This window comes from Marihabitans asiaticum (genome assembly GCF_007828725.1).
Classification (GTDB): Bacteria; Actinomycetota; Actinomycetes; order Actinomycetales; family Dermatophilaceae; genus Marihabitans; species Marihabitans asiaticum.
On record NZ_VIUW01000003.1, the window covers coordinates 320,389 to 338,124 of the forward strand.

At 71.8% G+C, this 17,736-nt stretch carries 14 protein-coding genes and 1 pseudogene; 8 read left to right on the forward strand and 7 right to left on the reverse strand.

Annotation, left to right across the window (positions count from 1 at the left end; genetic code table 11):
• Positions 1-2 precede the first annotated feature (2 nt).
• Entirely contained in the window at positions 3-632 is a 630-nt protein-coding gene (locus tag FB557_RS09640) for an HD domain-containing protein (protein ID WP_211356533.1), read from the forward strand.
• On the opposite strand, the gene FB557_RS09645 is transcribed toward FB557_RS09640, so the two are convergent.
• Positions 535-927, reverse strand: a complete 393-nt coding sequence (locus FB557_RS09645) for a DUF4031 domain-containing protein (RefSeq protein WP_342778931.1) — start codon at positions 925-927, stop codon at positions 535-537. The two genes, FB557_RS09640 and FB557_RS09645, sit on opposite strands and share 98 nt — an antisense overlap.
• Positions 887-3,508 (reverse strand): DEAD/DEAH box helicase, encoded by a 2,622-nt coding sequence (locus FB557_RS09650; RefSeq protein ID WP_144857400.1) that lies wholly within the window; start codon positions 3,506-3,508, stop codon positions 887-889. Before FB557_RS09650 ends, FB557_RS09645 begins: the two co-directional genes overlap by 41 nt.
• A gap of 106 nt (positions 3,509-3,614) precedes the next feature.
• On the opposite strand from FB557_RS09650, the pseudogene FB557_RS14885 reads away from it, so the two are divergent.
• From FB557_RS14885 to FB557_RS09680, 7 genes and pseudogenes are all read left to right on the forward strand, one after another.
• Positions 3,615-3,944 (forward strand): annotated as a pseudogene (locus tag FB557_RS14885) (GNAT family N-acetyltransferase); the annotation flags it as partial.
• Between the two features lie 19 nt (positions 3,945-3,963).
• On the forward strand, positions 3,964-4,581 hold the full coding sequence (locus FB557_RS09655; protein WP_144857401.1) for a GNAT family N-acetyltransferase: 618 nt from the start codon (positions 3,964-3,966) through the stop codon (positions 4,579-4,581).
• Between the two features lie 70 nt (positions 4,582-4,651).
• Positions 4,652-5,074, forward strand: a complete 423-nt coding sequence (locus FB557_RS09660) for a hypothetical protein (protein ID WP_144857402.1) — start codon at positions 4,652-4,654, stop codon at positions 5,072-5,074.
• Positions 5,071-5,403 (forward strand): helix-turn-helix transcriptional regulator, encoded by a 333-nt coding sequence (locus FB557_RS09665; protein WP_246074654.1) that lies wholly within the window; start codon positions 5,071-5,073, stop codon positions 5,401-5,403. Before FB557_RS09660 ends, FB557_RS09665 begins: the two co-directional genes overlap by 4 nt.
• Before the next feature lie 41 nt (positions 5,404-5,444).
• Entirely contained in the window at positions 5,445-6,758 is a 1,314-nt protein-coding gene (locus tag FB557_RS09670; RefSeq protein ID WP_144857403.1) for a uracil-xanthine permease family protein, read from the forward strand.
• An 11-nt stretch (positions 6,759-6,769) separates the two neighbouring features.
• Complete coding sequence (locus FB557_RS09675) at positions 6,770-9,496, forward strand: MGH1-like glycoside hydrolase domain-containing protein (protein WP_144857404.1); 2,727 nt, start codon at positions 6,770-6,772, stop codon at positions 9,494-9,496.
• Positions 9,497-9,506: 10 nt separating this feature from the next.
• The gene (locus tag FB557_RS09680) at positions 9,507-10,280 is read left to right on the forward strand and encodes an SDR family oxidoreductase (protein WP_144857405.1); all 774 of its coding nucleotides are present in this window, start codon (positions 9,507-9,509) and stop codon (positions 10,278-10,280) included.
• Here FB557_RS09680 and FB557_RS09685 read toward each other — a convergent pair.
• From FB557_RS09685 to FB557_RS09705, 5 genes are read right to left on the reverse strand one after another with little or no spacing between them, the layout of a single operon-like run.
• Entirely contained in the window at positions 10,277-11,986 is a 1,710-nt protein-coding gene (locus FB557_RS09685; RefSeq protein ID WP_246074655.1) for a formate--tetrahydrofolate ligase, read from the reverse strand. The genes FB557_RS09680 and FB557_RS09685 overlap by 4 nt on opposite strands.
• A gap of 30 nt (positions 11,987-12,016) precedes the next feature.
• Positions 12,017-12,646, reverse strand: coding sequence for a response regulator (locus FB557_RS09690; protein WP_144857407.1), 630 nt, complete (start codon positions 12,644-12,646; stop codon positions 12,017-12,019).
• Positions 12,643-13,920 (reverse strand): sensor histidine kinase, encoded by a 1,278-nt coding sequence (locus FB557_RS09695; RefSeq protein ID WP_144857408.1) that lies wholly within the window; start codon positions 13,918-13,920, stop codon positions 12,643-12,645. The genes FB557_RS09690 and FB557_RS09695 overlap by 4 nt, the downstream gene beginning before the upstream one ends.
• A gap of 10 nt (positions 13,921-13,930) precedes the next feature.
• Complete coding sequence (locus tag FB557_RS09700) at positions 13,931-15,994, reverse strand: MMPL family transporter (RefSeq protein ID WP_246074657.1); 2,064 nt, start codon at positions 15,992-15,994, stop codon at positions 13,931-13,933.
• 59 nt (positions 15,995-16,053) lie between these two features.
• Positions 16,054-17,733 carry a DHA2 family efflux MFS transporter permease subunit gene (locus FB557_RS09705; protein WP_144857410.1) on the reverse strand — a complete coding sequence of 560 codons (1,680 nt, stop codon included), beginning with the start codon at positions 17,731-17,733 and terminating at the stop codon, positions 16,054-16,056.
• Positions 17,734-17,736: the final 3 nt, after the last annotated feature.

The window sequence follows — 17,736 nt, forward strand, 5'->3', positions numbered from 1 at the left end:
TCGTGAGGGAGCGCGAGGCGTACGTCGTGGCGACGACGGGCTTCGTGCGCGCGGTCGAGGCGCTGGCGGGGGACCCGAGATCGGACGTGGCCGAGGGGCTGCTCGAGCGCTGGCGAGAGCCTCATCGGGGCTACCACGACGAGCGCCACCTGGCCGAGGTGCTGTCTGCGGTCGAGGTGCTGGGGTCCCGTCCCGTGACCGTGCTCGCCGCCTGGTACCACGACGCGGTGTACGAGGGTCGCCCCGGCGAGGACGAGGAGGCCAGCGCGCGCCTGGCAGAAGAAGAGCTCGCGGCGCTGGGTGTCGAGGAGCGCGAGGTCGCCGAGGTGGCTCGACTCGTCCGGTCGACCGCCGCGCACGAGCTGCCGACGGACGGCGACAGCGACGAGGCAGTGCTTCACGACGCCGACCTGTGGATCCTCGCCACGCCCGCCGAGCGCTTCGACGAGTACTGCTCCGACGTCCGTCGCGAGTACGCGCACGTCGACGACGCGGACTACCGCCGCGGGCGGACCGCCGTGCTCACCCCCTTCGTCACCCGTCCCCGGCTGTACGCCACCGAGCACGCCCACGAGCTTTGGACCGATGCCGCGCGGGATAACCTCCGGCGCGAGCTCGGTCGGCTGCGCTGACCCGGAGACCGGACGCGCGCAGGCGCGTGATCAGCTCACGCCCGCTCACCTCGACCGCGCCGGCGGCGACGACCCGCTCGTACTCCCGGGCCGGGACGTCATAGTGGTCGAGGTCGAAGAGCCGCCGCGGCAGGCCGACCCGCCCGGCGAGCTCGTGCAGCTCCTCGAGCGAGGTGTCGGAGACAAGGTGGCTCCATGTCGTGTCCCAGCCCTCCCAGGTGGGCGGGTCGATGAGGATCACGGCGAGCTCACGATCACAGCCGCCGCAGCGCGGTCGCGAGTACGACGGGCTCACCGACCCGGTCGGAGGCGTCGAGGTCGACCTCGGCCTCGATCACCCAGTCGCCGTGCTGCTCGGGGTCGCTGAGCGTCTGCGTGACCCGCCACAGCCGCACGTCCGAGGTGGCCTCGGCCCCGCCATCGGGCATGCCCGGGGCTGGCCCGAGCGCGTCGGTCTCGATCCGGATCCGGTGCGGCCCTCTGGCGTCGGCGTCTGTGCCGATCGAGCCGTGCTCCTCCCAGTAGTCCCCGAGAGCGACATCCCAGTCGTCCCTCGTCATCAGGGGGGAGCGCCCGTCGTCGGCCAGGGCGCAGGCCGCGTGCTCCAGCGCGGCCAGCGCGTCGAGGTCGTCCCGCGCCGAGAGCGCGACCCGCTGCCACAACGCCCCACGGACCATCGGGCGGAAGGCCTGCGGCTGCGCCGAGATCGGGCGCGACGAGGGGCGCAGGTCACCGGGCTCGTGGTGCGCTACTGCCTCGGCCACATCGGCCGCTGGGTTCGCCAGGGCCTCCCACTCGTCGAGGAGCGAGGAGTCGGTCTGACGGATGACCTCGCCGAGCCAGCCGATGATCTCCTCGACCCGCTCGTCCCGGAACGACGCAGGCACGGTGTGCGCCAGGGTGCGGTAGGCGTCGGAGAGGTAGCGCAGCAGCAGGCCCTCTCGGGGGGCGAGCTCGTAGCGGCGCACGAGGTCGGAGAAGGACATGCCGTCCTCCCACATGTGCCGCACGATGCTGCACGGGACGAGCCCGTCCGCCGGCAGCCACGGGTGAGCGACGAGGTACTCCTCGTAGGCCGGGCGCAGCAGGTCGGCGAGCGGCTCCGGCCAGGTGATCTCGTCCAGCCGGGCCATCCGCTCCTCGTACTCCACCCCGTCGGCCTTCATCTCGGCGAGCGCGACGTTGCGCGCGGCCCACTGCTGCGCCAGGAGCAGGGGGCGGGGGGCATCGAGCACGGCCTCGACGACCGAGACCACGTCGAGGGCGTAGCTCGGGTCGTCAGGGTCGAGCAGCTCGAGCGCGGCGAGGGCGAAGTGGGCGAGCGGCTGGTTCAGCGCGAAGTCGGCGGGCAGGTCCACGGTGAGGGCGACGCTGCGCCCGTGCTCGTCCGGCGGGTCCAGACGGGTGAGCACCTGCGAGTCCAGGAGGGAGCGACCGAGCCGGATCGCCCGTCGCGCAAGGCGCGCTCTCCCCTTCGCGTCCTCGTGGTTGTCCCGGGTGAGACGAGAGAGCACGGCCACGGCGTCCTCCTCCCGGGCGACGACGTTGAGCAGGGTCGAGTTGTCGACCTTCATCCGGGAGCGCAGCGTCTCCGGCGGGTTGGACGTCAGCTTGGTGAAGGTGTCCTCGGTCCACACGACGAAGCCGTCGGGCGCCTTCTTGCGTTGGATCTTCTTGCGCTTCTTCGGGTCGTCCCCGGCCTTGGCGACGGCCCGCTCGTTCTCGATGACGTGCTCGGGCGCCTGGACCACGACGAAGCCCTCGGTGTCGAAGCCGGCGCGTCCTGCCCGCCCGGCGACCTGGAGGAACTCGCGCACCCGCAGCACCCGGTGGCGGTGCCCGTCGAACTTCGTCAGCGAGGTGAAGAGCACGGTGCGGATCGGGACGTTGATCCCCACGCCGAGGGTGTCGGTGCCGCAGATGATCTTCAGCAACCCCCGCTGCGCGAGGCGCTCGACGAGCCGGCGGTAGCGGGGGAGCATGCCGGCGTGATGCACCCCGACGCCCTTGCGCAGCAACGAGGAGAGGGTGCGGCCGAATCCGGCCGAGAAGCGGAAGCCGGCAAGCTCCTCGGCGAGCGCCGCCTTCTCCGAAGGGGTGAGCAGCTTGGGCATCGTCGCGAGGGTGCGGGCGTGCTCGGCGGCGTTGGCCTGGGTCTGGTGCACGACGTAGACCGGCACCCGGTCCCACTCCAGGAGGTCCTCGATGGTCTCCTGCAGCGGCGTCATCGACCAGGAGAAGGTGAGGGGGACCGGGCGGGGAGCGTCGGCGACGACGGTGACCTCGCGTCCGGTGCGCCGCTGAAGGTCCTCGACGAAGCGGGTGGTGTCGCCGAGCGTGGCCGACATGAGCAGCATCTGCGCGTCGACCAGCTCGAGCAGCGGCACCTGCCAGGCCCAGCCGCGGTCGGGCTCGGCGTAGTAGTGGAACTCGTCCATGACGACCAGACCGACGTCGGCCCGCCGGCCCTCGCGCAGCGCCATGTTGGCCAGCACCTCGGCGGTGCACACCAGCACGGGCGCATCCGCGTTCACCGCTGCGTCGCCGGTGAGCATCCCGACGTCCGCAGCGCCGAAGATCGCGCACAGGTCGAAGAACTTCTCGCTGACCAGGGCCTTGATCGGGGCGGTGTAGACCGCGACCTTGTCCTGGCTGAGCGCGTGGGCGATGGCGGCGGTCGCGACGAGGGACTTCCCGGACCCGGTGGGGGTGGTGAGGATGACGTGCTCGTCGGCGATGAGCGCGAGGGCCGCCTCCTCCTGGTGCGGATAGAGCGTCATCCCACGCTCTGACGCCCAGCGCGTCACCGCGTCGAGGACGTCCTCGGAGCTCGAGCTCGTGCTGACCTCGAGGGCGGGCAGTGGTGTGGCGGGCATCCTGGGCATTCTCCCACTCTGCCCCGGCAGGTTCCTCTCACCGAGACGACAGATGGGTCACGATGGACCCATGGGTTACCAGCCGTTCACTTCGTCGTCTGCGAGCATGCCGACCTCGATCGCCGGTGACGGCTTCATCGTGCGTCAGCCGGCGGAGTCGGACGCGGAGGCGCTCGGTGAGCTCGTCGGCGACCCGGAGCATGCTGCAGAGGTCGTCGCCAGCTGGGTCGGGCACTGGGAGGTCGACGGCTACGGGTCGTGGGTCGTCGAGGGGGCCGACGGTGCACTCCTCGGCTTCGTCGGCGTGCGCCCGCGCGAGGAAGACATTGCGCTGACGATTCGCTCCAGCGCAGCGGCTGCGGCGGACGGCCGAGCGGCTGCGGTGCTGCAGCTCGTGGTCGCTCACTCCCTGGAGTGGCTCCCCGACGCGCCGCTTCGCCTGAGGGTCGGCGCAGATGACCCGGCGACCCAGGCACTTGCGGAGTCGGCGGGCCTGGTGCACGTCGAGCAGCAAGATCACGAGGCCAAGGGTCGTCGGTGGCACGTCCTGGAGTCCCCGTACCCCCGCTCGTTCAGTCGCCTGCCCCGAGGCGCCACGGGCGCAGCTGCGCGGCCTGTGGACCCGGGTCAACGACGCTGGAGGGTCGGTCGGGTTCCTGCCCGGCGCCTCGGCCGAGGCGGTCGAGGCCGAGCTCGACCGGCGCGCCGCCGCACTGGAGTCCGGGACCCAGACCGGTCTGGCCCTGATGTCGCCCACGGGGTCGATCATCGGTGTCGGTTTCCTTCGTCGCGCGACCAATGAGCTGATGAGCCACGCCCGGGTCGCCGAGGCGGTCATGATCGACCCGCAGCGCCAAGGGCGAGGACACGGTCGCCAGCTCATGGCAGTGCTGCACCGAGCCGCGCGGGAGCAGGGCGTGGAGCTGCTGACCCTGGACTACCGCGATGGTGACGGCTTGGGCGACTTCTACGGCCAGCTCGGCTATCGCGAGGTGGGCAGGGTTCCCGGGCTGATCCGCGTCGCCGAAGGCGACGACCGAGACTCTGTGACCCTGGTGCGGCGACTCGACTGACCTTCTCTGTGCGCATCGATGGTTGTGTACTATTGGTACACAACCAACGATGCGCACAAAGGGAGTGGTCATGACAACGACGATCGACAGCCGGAGGACTCTCCTTCCGTTCGTCCTCACCGTCATCGCCCTAGCGATAGCGGTTCAGGTCGTGGTCGCGCTCGACGGGGGTCGTATCGGCCTACCGGCAGCCGTGGCCACCGTGGTTCTGGCGCTCTACTACGCCTGGTTCCTGATCGCTCGCCGTCACGAGCTGCGCCGTCTGCGTTTCGGCCCCTATCTCGCCCACGCCGCCACCTTCGCTGTCGTGATCACCTCGTTCCACCTCCACCTCTTCGTCCGCGCGTCCACGGGCGAGTGGGCCCGCACCGGCTTCCCGCTCGACGAGGGTTGGTTCGGTGCCGTGGTCGCGATGACGGCGCTGTGGGGGCTGGGCCTTCTCGTGCACACCGTGTCCGCGATCAGCCAGCGCGGCTTCGAGGACCGTCCGTGACGAGTGAGCACGACGAGTGGCTCGAGGAGATGACCTCGTCCTGGACCGAGGTCTACAAGAAGTCGATGACGACGGTGGTCGTCCTGGGCATCGTCCGCGACGAGCAGCCGATCACCGTCCAGGGTCTTGTTGACGAGCTCGCCGAGCAGACTGGGTGGACCTTCACCGAGCGCGGTCTCTACCGAACGGTGCGGCGGCTGATTGCGAACGGGGTCCTGCGGAGCACGGACGTCCCGGTCCCACGAACGGGCGTCAAACGCAAGGACCTGACCCTGACCGAGCTGGGCGCTGAGTACCTCGAGCGGATCCGCGGGGAGCTCATCGGGTAGACCTCGTGGAGGGTCTCCACCCTGCGCCTACAGTTGCCGCCATGACAGCCCCTGCTGACGAGCGCACCGAGCAGACCTCGACCCGAGGCTGGCGCCTCCACGGCGACGGACGAACCATCGCGCCCGGAGAGGTCGTCGGCCCGCGGGAGCGGCTCTCCTGGGGGCGCACCGTCGGCCTGGGCATGCAGCACGTCGTCGCGATGTTCGGCGCGACCTTCCTCGTGCCACTGCTCACCGGCCTGCCACCGGCGACGACGCTCTTCTTCTCCGGCGTCGGCACGATGCTCTTCCTCGTCATCACCGCCGGCCGGGTGCCGAGCTACCTGGGCAGCTCCTTCGCCTTCATCGCACCCCTCACCGCCGCCACGGCCAGCCACGACCTGCCGACGGCCCTCGGCGGTGTGGTCATGGCCGGTGTCGCGCTCGCCGTCCTCGGTGTCGTCGTCCACGCCGCCGGCGACCGGTGGTTGCGCGCCCTCATGCCGCCGATGGTTACCGGGGCGATCGTCGCGCTCATCGGGCTCAACCTCGCGCCGGCGGCGAAGAACAACTTCGTCGTCTCGCCCGTGACCGCCACCGTGACGCTCGTGACGATCCTCGTCGTGTCCGTCCTCTCGAAGGGGATGCTCTCTCGCCTCTCGATCCTCGTCGGCGTGATCGCCGGCTATCTCGTCGCCGCGGTCCGTGGCGAGCTGGACTTCACCCAGGTCGGGCAGGCCGGGTGGATCGGCCTGCCCGACTTCACCGCGCCGCACTTCGACATCGCTGTCGCCGGGCTCTTCATCCCCGTCATCCTCGTCCTCGTCGCCGAGAACGTCGGTCACGTCCGCTCGGTCGCGACGATGACCGGCGACGACCTCGACCCGTACATGGGCCGGGCACTCATCGCCGACGGCCTGGCGACCACCCTCGCCGGCTCCGGCGGCGGATCGGGCACGACGACCTACGCCGAGAACATCGGGGTAATGGCGGCGACCCGGGTCTACTCGACCGCCGCGTACTGGGTCGCCGCCGCCTTCGCCGTGCTCCTCTCGCTCAGCCCGAAGTTCGGCCAGCTCATCGCCACCGTCCCGCAGGGCGTGCTCGGCGGGGCAGGGACCGCGCTCTACGGGATGATCGGCCTGCTCGGCGTGAAGATCTGGGTGGAGAACAGGGTCGACTTCGGCAACCCGATCAACCTCATGACCGGCGCCGTCGCCCTGATCATCGGCATCGCGGACTTCACCTGGGCGATCGGTGACGTCCAGCTCGCCGGGATCGCCCTGGGGACCGCGGCCGCCCTCATCGGCTTCCACGGGATGCGCGCGCTGAACAGGGTGACCGGAGCGGTCCCCGACCCTCTGACGCCTGCATAGAGTGGGCGGCTGTGAGCGATCAGCCGAGACAGCCGCAGACCGCTGAGCACGAACGCCTCTCCCAGTCACCGACGAGCGACGACCCGTGGCGCCTCTGGGGCCCGTATCTCTCGGGCCGGCAGTGGGGGACCGTCCGCGAGGACTACAGCGCCGACGGCGACGCCTGGGAGCACTTCCCCTTCGAGCAGTCGCACACCCGGGCCTACCGGTGGGGTGGGGACGGGATCGCCGGGCTGACCGACCGCTACGGCTTCCTGCACGTCGCGACGGCGATGTGGAACGGGCGCGACGACCGGCTCAAGGAGCGCCTCTTCGGCCTGACCGGCCCGCAGGGCAACCACGGCGAGGACGTCAAGGAGTACTGGTGGCACCTCGACGCCACCCCCACCCACTCCTTCGCGGAGTACCTGTACCGCTACCCGCAGGCCGCCTACCCCTACGCCGAGCTCGTGGCGCGCAATGCCGAGCGCGGCTACGCCGACGACGAGTTCGAGCTGAGCGACACTGGGGTCCTTCAGGGCGACCGCTTCTTCGACGTCGTCACCCGGCACGCCAAGCGCAGCGAGACCGACGTCATCATCGAGATCACCGCGACCAACCACGGCCCGGACCCCGCGCCGCTGCACCTCGCCCCGCAGGTCGTCTTCCGCAACACCTGGAGCTGGGGGCGTGACGAGCGACGCCCGTCGCTGACCCGGGTCGCGACAGACGAGGGCGAAGGAGGCAGCGCCCTCGTCGCGGAGCACGACTGGCTCGGTCGCTACCTCGTCCTCGCGGACGACGCGAGCGACGGCGGGCGGCCCGAGCTGCTGCTCTGCGACAACGAGACCAACACGGTGGCCGCGTTCGGGACTGAGAAGGGGCAGGCGGCCCACCCCAAGGATGCGATCGACGCCGCGATCGTGAGCGGCGACCGGTCGCTGCTCGCCGCCGAGAGCGGCACCAAGGCCGCCTTCGTCTGGGCCTTCGACGCAGTCCCGGGGGGCGAGAGCGTCACCGTCCGGTTGCGGCTCGTCCGCGAGGACTCGCTCGATCACGACGGCAGGCTCACCCCCTTCGCCGACGCCGCCCAGCTCGTGCAGACCCGCCGCGCGGAGGCCGACGCGTTCTACGCCGCGATCATCCCCGAGCAGACGAGTGAGGAGGACCGACTCATCGCCCGTCGTGCCTTCGCCGGGCTGAACTGGTGCAAGCAGCTCTACCGCTACGACGTGCGGCAGTGGCTCGAGGGCGACCCCGACCCCGCCGAGCCCACCCCACCGCCGCAGCGCCTCGCGCCCCCGCCGCAGGGCCGCAACACCGACTGGCGCCATCTCGCCCTGGCCGACGTCATCTCGATGCCCGACGAGTGGGAGTACCCCTGGTTCGCGACCTGGGACCTCGCCTTCCACTGCGTCGCGATCGCGCACATGGACCCCGCCTTCGCCAAGGAGCAGCTGCTGCTGCTGTGCCGCGAGTGGGCGATGCACCCGAACGGGCAGATGCCCGCCTACGAGTGGAACTTCTCCGACGTCAACCCGCCGGTGCACGCCTGGGCGGCCTGGCAGGTCTACGCCATCGACTCCGGCGAGGATCACGACTTCCTCGTGCGCGTCTTCTCCAAGTTGCTGCTCAACTTCGGCTGGTGGGTCAACCGCAAGGACACCGACGGCTCCAACCTCTTCGAGGGCGGGTTCCTTGGGATGGACAACATCGGTCCCTTCGACCGCTCCGAGCCGCTGCCCGACGGTCAGGTCCTCGAGCAGTCCGACGCGACGAGCTGGATGGCCTTCTTCTGCCTCAACATGCTCCGCGTCGCGTGGGAGCTGGCCCGGGTGGACCGGGCCTGGGACGAGCTCGCGACGAAGTTCCTCGAGCACTTCCTCGCGATCGCCGAGGCGATGGAGAGCTTCGGGACCGGGTCGGTGCACCTCTGGGACGAGGACGAGGGCTTCTACTTCGACGTCGTCGTCGGCGAGGACGGGGTGAGCACACCGATCGCGGTCCGCTCGATGGTCGGCCTGCTGCCCCTCATGGCGGTGGCCAACGAGCCGGACTGGGTGCCCGGGGAGCTGAAGGACTACAGCCGGCGCCTGGAGTGGCTGCGCCAGCGCCGCCCGGAGCTGACCGGCTCGCTCGTGCACTCCGAGCGCGACGGGCGCGAGGACACCACCCTCTCGGTCCTCTCCCCGGATCGCCTGCGGCGCATCCTCGCCCGGCTGCTCGACGAAGGGGAGTTCCTCTCTCCCTTCGGCATCCGCTCGCTGTCCGCCGCGTACCGGGAGGGCACCACCGTCCACCTCGACGGGCGCGACCTGTCGGTGCGGTACGTCCCGGGTGAGTCGGAGAACGGGATGTTCGGTGGCAACAGCAACTGGCGTGGGCCGGTGTGGTTCCCGGTCAACGTGCTGCTCACCGATGCCCTGCGCACCTACGGGGTCGACATGTCCCGCGAGGTCAGCGTCGAGCTGCCGACCGGCAGCGGCCACGAGGTGAGTCTGCGCCAGGCCGCCCTCGAGCTGGACCAGCGGCTCATCAGCCTCTTCCGGCTCGGTGAGGACGGTCGCCGCCCCAGCGACCCGATCCACGTCCCGACCGGCCCGCTGTGGGGGCAGGCGCACCCGACCTTCAGCGAGTACTTCCACGGCGACTCCGGGCGCGGGCTCGGGGCCAGCCACCAGGCCGGGTGGACGGCGATCGTCGCCCACCTCATCTGCTCCACCGACACCGACGCGCACACCGAGAGGGAGAACGCATGAGGGAGAACGCATGAGTGAGTCGCTTGGGCCGTTGCAGGACAAGGTCGTCGTCGTCACCGGCGGCAGCTCCGGCATCGGCGAGGGCATCGTCCGCGAGGCCTCCGCGCAGGGCGCGCGGGTCATCATCGACTACGTCTCCGACGCCGAGCATGCGCAGGCCATGGTCGCCGAGCTCGGCGGGCCGGAGCGGGCGATCGCCGTCGAGGCAGACGTCAGCTCGGTCGCGGACCTGACCCGGCTCAAGGACGAGGCGGTCGCAGCCTTCGGCCGGATCGACGTCTGGGTCAACAACGCCGGGGTCGAGTTCTCCCAGCAGCTGCTCACCCTCACCGAGGACAAGTACGACCTGCAGATGGCGATCAACCTCAAGGGCGCGGTGTTCGGCTCCAAGATCGCCGCCGAGCAGCTCATCGCCCAGGGTGGTGGGGGAGTGATCGTCAACACCTCGAGCACCCACGAGGAGTGGCCGATGCCGAGCGACCTCACCTACTGCGTGAGCAAGGGCGGGATGAAGATGCTCACCCGGACTGCCGGGGTCGAGCTGGGTGAGCACGGCATCCGGGTGGTCAACGTCGCGCCGGGCGCCATCCGCACCCCGATCAACGCCGACGACGACGCCGCCGACCAGGCCGCCCTGCGAGCAGCGATCCCGCTGGGGTACATCGGCAGCCCCGAGGAGATGGGCAAGGTCACCTGCTTCGTCGCCTCCGACGCGGCGAGCTACATCACCGCGACGACGATCTTCGCCGACGGGGGCCTGATGCAGCAGCCGGGCGCCGTCTAGGACAAGCCGGAGATCTCCCCGGAGGCGTCGAGGTCGATCCGCTCGGCGTTGGGGTGGCGCGAGAGGCCGGGCATCGTGCGCATGTCACCGCAGATCGCGTAGACGTAGCCGGCACCGACGTTGGCGCGCACCTCGCGCACCGGGAGGCGCCATCCGGTCGGTGCACCGAGGAGCGCGGGGTCGTGACTGATCGACAGGTGGGTCTTGGCGATGACCACCGGCAGGTGGCCGAAGCCGAGCTGCTCGTACTCCGCGAGATGCTTGGACGCCACGGGGGAGAGGTCGATCCCGTCGGCCCCGTAGACGAGCGTGGCGACCGCCTCGATCTTCTCCGCCAGCGGAGCGTCCAGCGGGTAGGTGAAGGTCAGCTTGCCGGGCTCCTCCAGCGCCTCGAGAACGACCCGCGAGAGCTCCTCGGCGCCGGCGCCGCCCTCGGCGACGTGCCGGGTGACCGCGCAGCGCACGCCCATCTCGGTGGCCAGCTGCTCGATCACCGCGTGCTCGCTCTCGTGGTCCTGGGGGAAGGCGTTGATCGCCACGACCGGGCTGATCCCGAAGGAACGCACGATCTCGACGTGCTTGCGCAGGTTCGCCAGCCCGGCACGCACGTCCTCCGGTGACTCCTCCAGGAGACCCTCGGGCAGCGGCCGACCCGGCCTGATCTCGAAGCGTCCCGAGTGCGCCTTGAGGGCCCGCACGGTGACGACGACGACCGCGACATCAGGGGTGAGGCCACCCTGGCGGCACTTGACGTTGACGAATCGCTCGGCGCCCATGTCGGCGCCGAATCCCGCCTCGGTGACGACCACGTCGGCATGAGCGAGAGCGACCTGGTCGGCGACGACGGAGGAGGTCCCGGTGGCGATGTTGCCGAACGGGCCGAGGTGCACCAGCGCGGGCCCGCCCTCGAGGGTCTGCAGCAGGTTGGGCTGCAGGGCGTCACGGAGGATGACTGCCATCGCACCCGCCGCCCCGAGCTGCTCGGCGGTGACCGGCGCGCCGTCGACGCTGTAGCCGACGACGATCCGCCCGAGCCGCTCGCGCAGGTCGGTCAGCGAGGTGGCGAGGGTCATGAGCACCATGAGCTCGCTGGCGGCGGTGATGTCGAAGCCGGTCTGCCGCGGCACCCCGTCGACCCGCGCACCGAGCCCGACGACGACATCGCGCAGCGCACGGTCGTTGATGTCGAGCACCCGGCGCCAGGTGATGCCTCGTGGGTCGAGGCCGAGCTCGTTGCCGAAGTGCAGGTGGTTGTCGATCATCGCGGCGAGCAGGTTGTGCGCGGCGGTGATGGCGTGGAAGTCGCCGGTGAGGTGCAGGTTGAGCCGCTCCATCGGCAGCACCTGGCTGTACCCGCCCCCGGCCGCCCCGCCCTTGATGCCGAAGGTCGGCCCCATCGACGGCTGCCGCAGGGTGACCACGGCCTTGCTCCCGAGCCGGCGCAACCCCTGGGCCAGCCCGACGCAGGTCGTCGTCTTGCCCTCGCCGAGCGGGGTGGGCGTCACCGCCGTGACCACGACGTAGCGGCCGCGCTGCTCCCCCTTCGCCGCCTCGAGGCTGACCTTGGCGACGTCGCGCCCGTAGGGCTCGACCTGATCGGCCGGGATGCCGAGCTCGTCGGCGATCTCGCCCAGGGGTCGCAGGGTCGCTGCGGTGGCGATGTCGAGGTCGCTGGGGACGGTGGCGGAGGTTGTGGGTGTGCTCACGTCTCCCTTCATATCGCGAAGGGGTGGAGGTCAGCCGAGCAGCCCCCGCCGGCGGGCGATGGCGGCCGCCTCGGTGCGCGAGCTCGCGTCGAGCTTGGTGAAGATGTGCACGAGGTGGGTCTTGACCGTCGCCTCGGAGATCACCAGTGCGCGGGCGATGTCGCGGTTGCTGCGGCCGTCGGCGACGAGCGCCAGGATCTGGCTCTCCCGGGCGGAGAGGCTCACCCGCCCCTCCTGCAGGTGGGTCACGACGCGTCTGGCGAGGTCGGGCGTGAGCACAGTCAGGCCCCGCGCCGCGTCGCGGACGGCTCGCCCAAGCTGGTCCGGCGGTGCGTCCTTGAGGAGGTAGCCGGCGGCGCCGGCCTCGACGGCACGGACGATGTCGCGGTCCTCGTCGTAGGTGGTCAGCACGAGCACGGCCGGCGGCGAAGGGAGGGCTCGCACCTGCTCGGTCACCCCCACCCCGTCGATGCCGGCGCCGAGGCGCAGGTCGGTGACGAGCACGTCCGGGCGGTGCTGGGCCACGACGGCGACGCCGTCCTCGCCCGTGCCTGCCTCGCCGACCACGACGATGCCGTGCTGCTGAAGCATGGTGACCACCCCGAGCCGGGTGATCGGGTGGTCGTCGACGACGACCGCGGTGACGGCGTGCTCGGTCATGAGCGCTCCTGCGGCGGGTTGCTCGGTGCGGGGATCGGCACGGCGACGCAGACGGCGGTGCCCTCGCCGGGGGCGGACTCGACCTCCAGGCTGCCCCCGATCTCGCGCAGCCGGGCGGACATCGCGAGAAGTCCGTAGCCACCGCGAAGGGGGCCGTCCTCGCCCTCTCCGGGCGGGACCGACCGGCTCGCGTCAAAGCCGCGCCCGTCGTCGACGACGTCGAGCCGCAGCATCTGCTGGCCGCCCGGATCGGGGACGGCGGTGACCGTGACGCGCACCGTTGCGGCCTGGGAGTGGGCGCGGACGTTGGCCAGTGCCGACTGCGCGGCGCGCAGCAGGACCACCTCGGTGCCGGTGGTGAGCGGGGGCAGGTCGGGGTCGACGTCGAGGGTCGCCTCGATGCCCGTCTGCTCGGTCAGCCGTTGGAGGATCCGGCCCAGGGCGGCCGGGAACGAGGCACTCTCGAGGGGGCCGGGGGCCAGGGCGCCGACGACCCGCCGCGCCTCGTCGAGGTTCTCGGCCGCGGTGGTCTCGATCTGGCGCAGCAGAGAAGTCCGAGCCTCCAGGTCCTGCTCGGCGGCACCCGCACGGGAGAGCATGAGGATCGCGGAGAAGCCCTGCGCGAGGGTGTCGTGGATGTCCCGGGAGAGCCGGGTCCGCTCGGCGAGCACGCCGGCGTCACGCTGGCTGCGGGCCAGCTCTTCGGTCAGGGTCGCGGTCTCCTCCTGGGCCCGGAGCAGACGGGCCAGCATCTCCTGCCGTGCCCGGGACTCCCGGACCAGGCGCGCCTGGGCGCGAGCGACCCCGAGGGCGACGAGTGCCCCCAGGGTCGGGCCGATGAGGGCGGCGTAGCTGGTCTCGCGGCCGTGGGCGAGCGGCGCGGTCAGCACGACCGCGAGGATGGCGCCGCTCACCGCGAGCGCGGGGCCGAGGGGGAGCAGGTGACCGGCGAGCAGCCACAGGCTGAAGGCGATCCACACGTTCTCCGCGCTGATGACGGCCAGGAGGCACCAGAGCAGGACGAGGCCGAGCAGCCACGCGACGGCCGTGCCTCGGGTGCGGCCGGAGGTGCGCGACCGGGCCAGGCGCACGCCGAGGACGTACCAGAGCATCAGGGCGAGTGCGGCGGGCAGCTGGGCGAAGGGGGTCGCCCCCTCGGTCAGGGCACGCGTCGTGCACACGAGGAGGAGTGCCGCGAAGAGGAGGTGCTGGCCCACCTGGAGAGCGCGCACCGTGTCGGTAAGCCCGTCACGGGTGGCGAGATCGGCGGCCATAGCGGCCAACCTACCGGCGGGAGGCGCCGCGGCTCGGAGCCGCGGCCGGCCACCAGAACCGGTCGCCGAGGATCTCGACGGCGGCCGGGACGAGCATCGTGCGCACGAGGAGGGTGTCGATGAGGATGCCGATGCCGACGATGAGACCGAGCTGGGCGAGGACGACCAGCGGCAGCACACCGAGCGCGGCGAAGACCCCGGCGAGCACGATCCCCGCGCTGGTGATGACCGCACCGGTGCGCTCCACCGCGCGCACCATGCCGGCGCGGGTCCCGTGGGTCGCGGCCTCGTGTCGGGCGCGGTGGACGAGGAAGATCGTGTAGTCGACGCCGAGGGCGACGAGGAAGAGGAAGGCCATGAGGGGCACGGCGGTGTCCAGGGCGGGGAAGCCCAGGACGGTCCGGCTGAGGAAGGACCCCAGGCCCAGGGCCGCCATCGCGCTCGCGATGTTGAGGGTCAGCAGGACCAGCGGCGCGAGCACCGAGCGCAGCAGCACGAGCAGCACGAGCGCGACCACCGCGAGGATCAGCGGGGCGACGACGAGCAGGTCACGCTTGGCTGCCTCGCGGGCGTCGAGCGACTCCGCGCTCGCACCACCGACGAGCGCCTCAGCTCCTGGGACCTCGTGGACGGCGTCACGTAGCGAGGCGACGAGCTCTCGGCTGGCGGGGGTCCCCGGTGCCGGTTCGCCGACCACCGTGAGCACCGCGGTGCCGTCCGCCGGCGCGCCGCTCGGGCGGACCGAGACCACTCCCGGCACATCCTCGGCGGCGGCTTGCACCCCAGGCACGGCTCGGGCTGCGGCGGTGATCGTCAGCGGTGCGGTCTCCCCGGCGGGGAAGTGCTCGGCGACCACCGCCAACCCGCGCGCGGACTCGCTGCCGCCACGGAAGGAGTCCTCCTGGCTCAGCCCGACCGAGGTGCCGAGCAGGCCGCTCGCGAGGACCGCGAGGAGCACCGTCCCGGCGGTGAGGACGGCCGCCGGGCGACGACCGACCGCGGACGCGACCCGGCCCCACACCCCCTTCGCCTGCTCTCCCTCGGTGCCCGGCTGCGGGACGAAGGGCCAGAAGATCCGGCGGCCGCACAGCGCCAGCGCGGCCGGCAGGACGATCAGGGCGGCGGCCAGCGCGACGAGCAGACCCGCGGCCGAGGCCAGGCCTAGCCCCCGGGTGCTCGGCACGGCCGCCAGCAGCAGGGTGAGCAGGGCGAGCACGACGGTCAGGTTGCTCGCGAGGATCGCGGGGGTGGTGGCGGTCAGGGCTCGGGCCAGGGCGAGGCGGTGGTCGGCCTCGCGGCGCAGCTCCTCGCGGTAGCGGGAGATGAGCAGGAGGGCGTAGTTGGTGCCCGCGCCGAAGACGAGGACGCTGACGATGCCGGCGTCGAAGTCCAGGCCGGAGAGCGAGCCCGCGGCCGCCGCGACCCGACCCGCCACCTGGTCGGCGAGCCCGACGACCGCGAGCGGCACGAGCCACAGCACCGGCGAGCGGTAGGTGAGCAGCAGGAGCACCGCGACGACGGCCACGGTGACCAGCAGCAGCCGCAGGTCGGCCCCGTCGAAGGCGGAGGCCACGTCGGCGCCGAAGGCCGGGCCGCCGGTGATCGAGACCTCGAGCCCGGGCGGGGTCGGGGAGTCGGCGACGCGGTCGCGCAGCGCACCGATGGTCTCGGCGTCGCCGGTGCTCTGAGCCGAGAGGGTCATCGGCACCGCCACCATGGCCGCCTGCCCGTCCTCGCTGGGCCGAGGGGGTGAGGCCTGGTGACCGGTCTGCTCGCCGAGGGTGGTGCCGAGATCGGCGAGGTAGCCGAGGTCGGCGTCGGTGAGCTCGGAGCCGTCGCCACGAGAACCGACGAGGAGGACCGGCGCGATGTCGCTCCCGGGTCGTTGCTCCAGCTGCTCGGCGACGCCGGCCGACTCCGCGCCGTCGGGCACACCCGACCCGCGCGGTGGCGCCTCCACCGAGCCAAGGAGCACCGTGATCACGACGGCCACGAGGATGCCGAGGGCGAGGGCGACCCGGGCGCCGAGGCGCCCGGTGACCGCGCTTGCGGCGCGTGCAGGTTTGTTCGTCACCCTTCGATGACATCGCGGAGGGGGACCTGCGCACATCGGGCGAAGGGAGGGACCTGGGGTCAGTCCTTCGGTTGACCCGGCCCGTCGGTGGCCTGCGCGGACCGCGCCGCGCGGGCCACCTGGACTGCCCCGACGAGCCCGAGCGCGAGGCAGCCGGTGGCGGCGAGCACCACGACCCGGGTCGCGTCGGCGAATCCAGCGGCGAGCGCGTCGACGACCTGAGGGCCCATCTCGCCGAGCCGACCGGCGGTGCCCTGCTCCGCGAGCGAGCGGATCACGCCACCGGCCGAGGCCGAGGTCGATGATTCAAGGCCGTCGGCGACGTCAGGAGGCAGCCCGCCGACCTCCGCGAGCTGGGACGGGAGGGAGTGCGCCAGGCCGGCGGCGAGGACCGATCCGGCGAGCGCGCTGCCGAGCGCCGAGCCGACCTGTCGCACTGTCGACTGGGTCGCCGAACCGCTACCGGACTCTTCCGGAGGGACGTCCGCCAGCACGGTGGAGGTGAGCTGGGCCGAGGCGAGGCCGAGGCCTACGCCGTAGACGACCATCGCCGCGGCGATGAGCAACGGGCTGGCGTCGGGACGTACGACGAAGGCCGTCGCGGCCACGCCGATGACCTCGAGCGCGAGGCCGAGCACGACGACCCCTGGCGGTCCCATCCGGGCCGCGAGGTGTCGCGCCTGCGCGCCGGCGACGAAGGCGCCGATCGCCATCGCCGCGAGCACCCACCCGGCCTGCATGACGGTGAGGCCGAGGGCGTTGACGAGGAAAAGCGGGAGGACGAAGACGAGGGCGAACTCCCCGACAGCCACGGTCATCGCCGTGAGGTTGCCCCAGCTGAAGGTGCCGTGCCGGAAGAGCTCGAGGTCGAGGATCGCCGAGCGAGCCACCCGGGCGCGGTGGCGCTCCCAGAGGAGGAAGAGGCCGATGAAGGCCAACCCCAGCGCGATCGACACCGGGACGGGGGAGACCGGGGCGTCGGCCGGCCAGGTGACCCCGGCGACGGTGAATGCCCGCTGCGGCTTCCACCAGCCGAGGTCGGAGCCCTCGATGAGCCCGAAGACGAGAAGGCCGAATCCGATCGAGCTCGTGAGCAGGCCGTCGACGTCGATCCCGCGGCCGAAGCCCGCCCCCTTCGTCTCCGGGACAACGAGGAAGGTGCCGACGAAGACTGCCGCCCCGAGGGGAACGTTGACGTAGAAGATCCAGCGCCAGTCCACCGCGGTCGCCAACCAGCCGCCGAGGAGGGGACCGACCGCGGCCATGCCTGCCATCACCGCGCCCCACACCCCGAAGGCGGCGGCGCGATCACGCCCGCGGAAGGTCGCGTTGACGCTCGACAGGCTCGCCGGCAGGACCATCGCGCCGCCGACCCCCTGAAGGGCGCGGGCGGCGATGAGCGTGCCGGCGGAGTCCGCGGAGCCGGCGAGCACCGAGGCGAGGACGAAGGTGGCCACCCCCACCGCGAAGACGCGCCGCCTCCCCAACCGGTCGCCGAGGCGACCGAAGGACAGGAGGAGCGCCGCGAAGACGACTGCGTACAGGCTCCCGACCCACTGCGCGTCGGTGAGGTCGAGGTCGAGCTCGGTGATGATCGTCGGCAGGGCGATCGCGACGATCGTGCCGTCGAGGACGATCATCGACAGACCTGCGGCGAGGACCGCGAGGGCCCACCATCGTCGGGGATCGGCGCTGGGGTCCGCACTCGCGGCCCGGCCAGGGCGCTCGGGGCTCGCCATGCT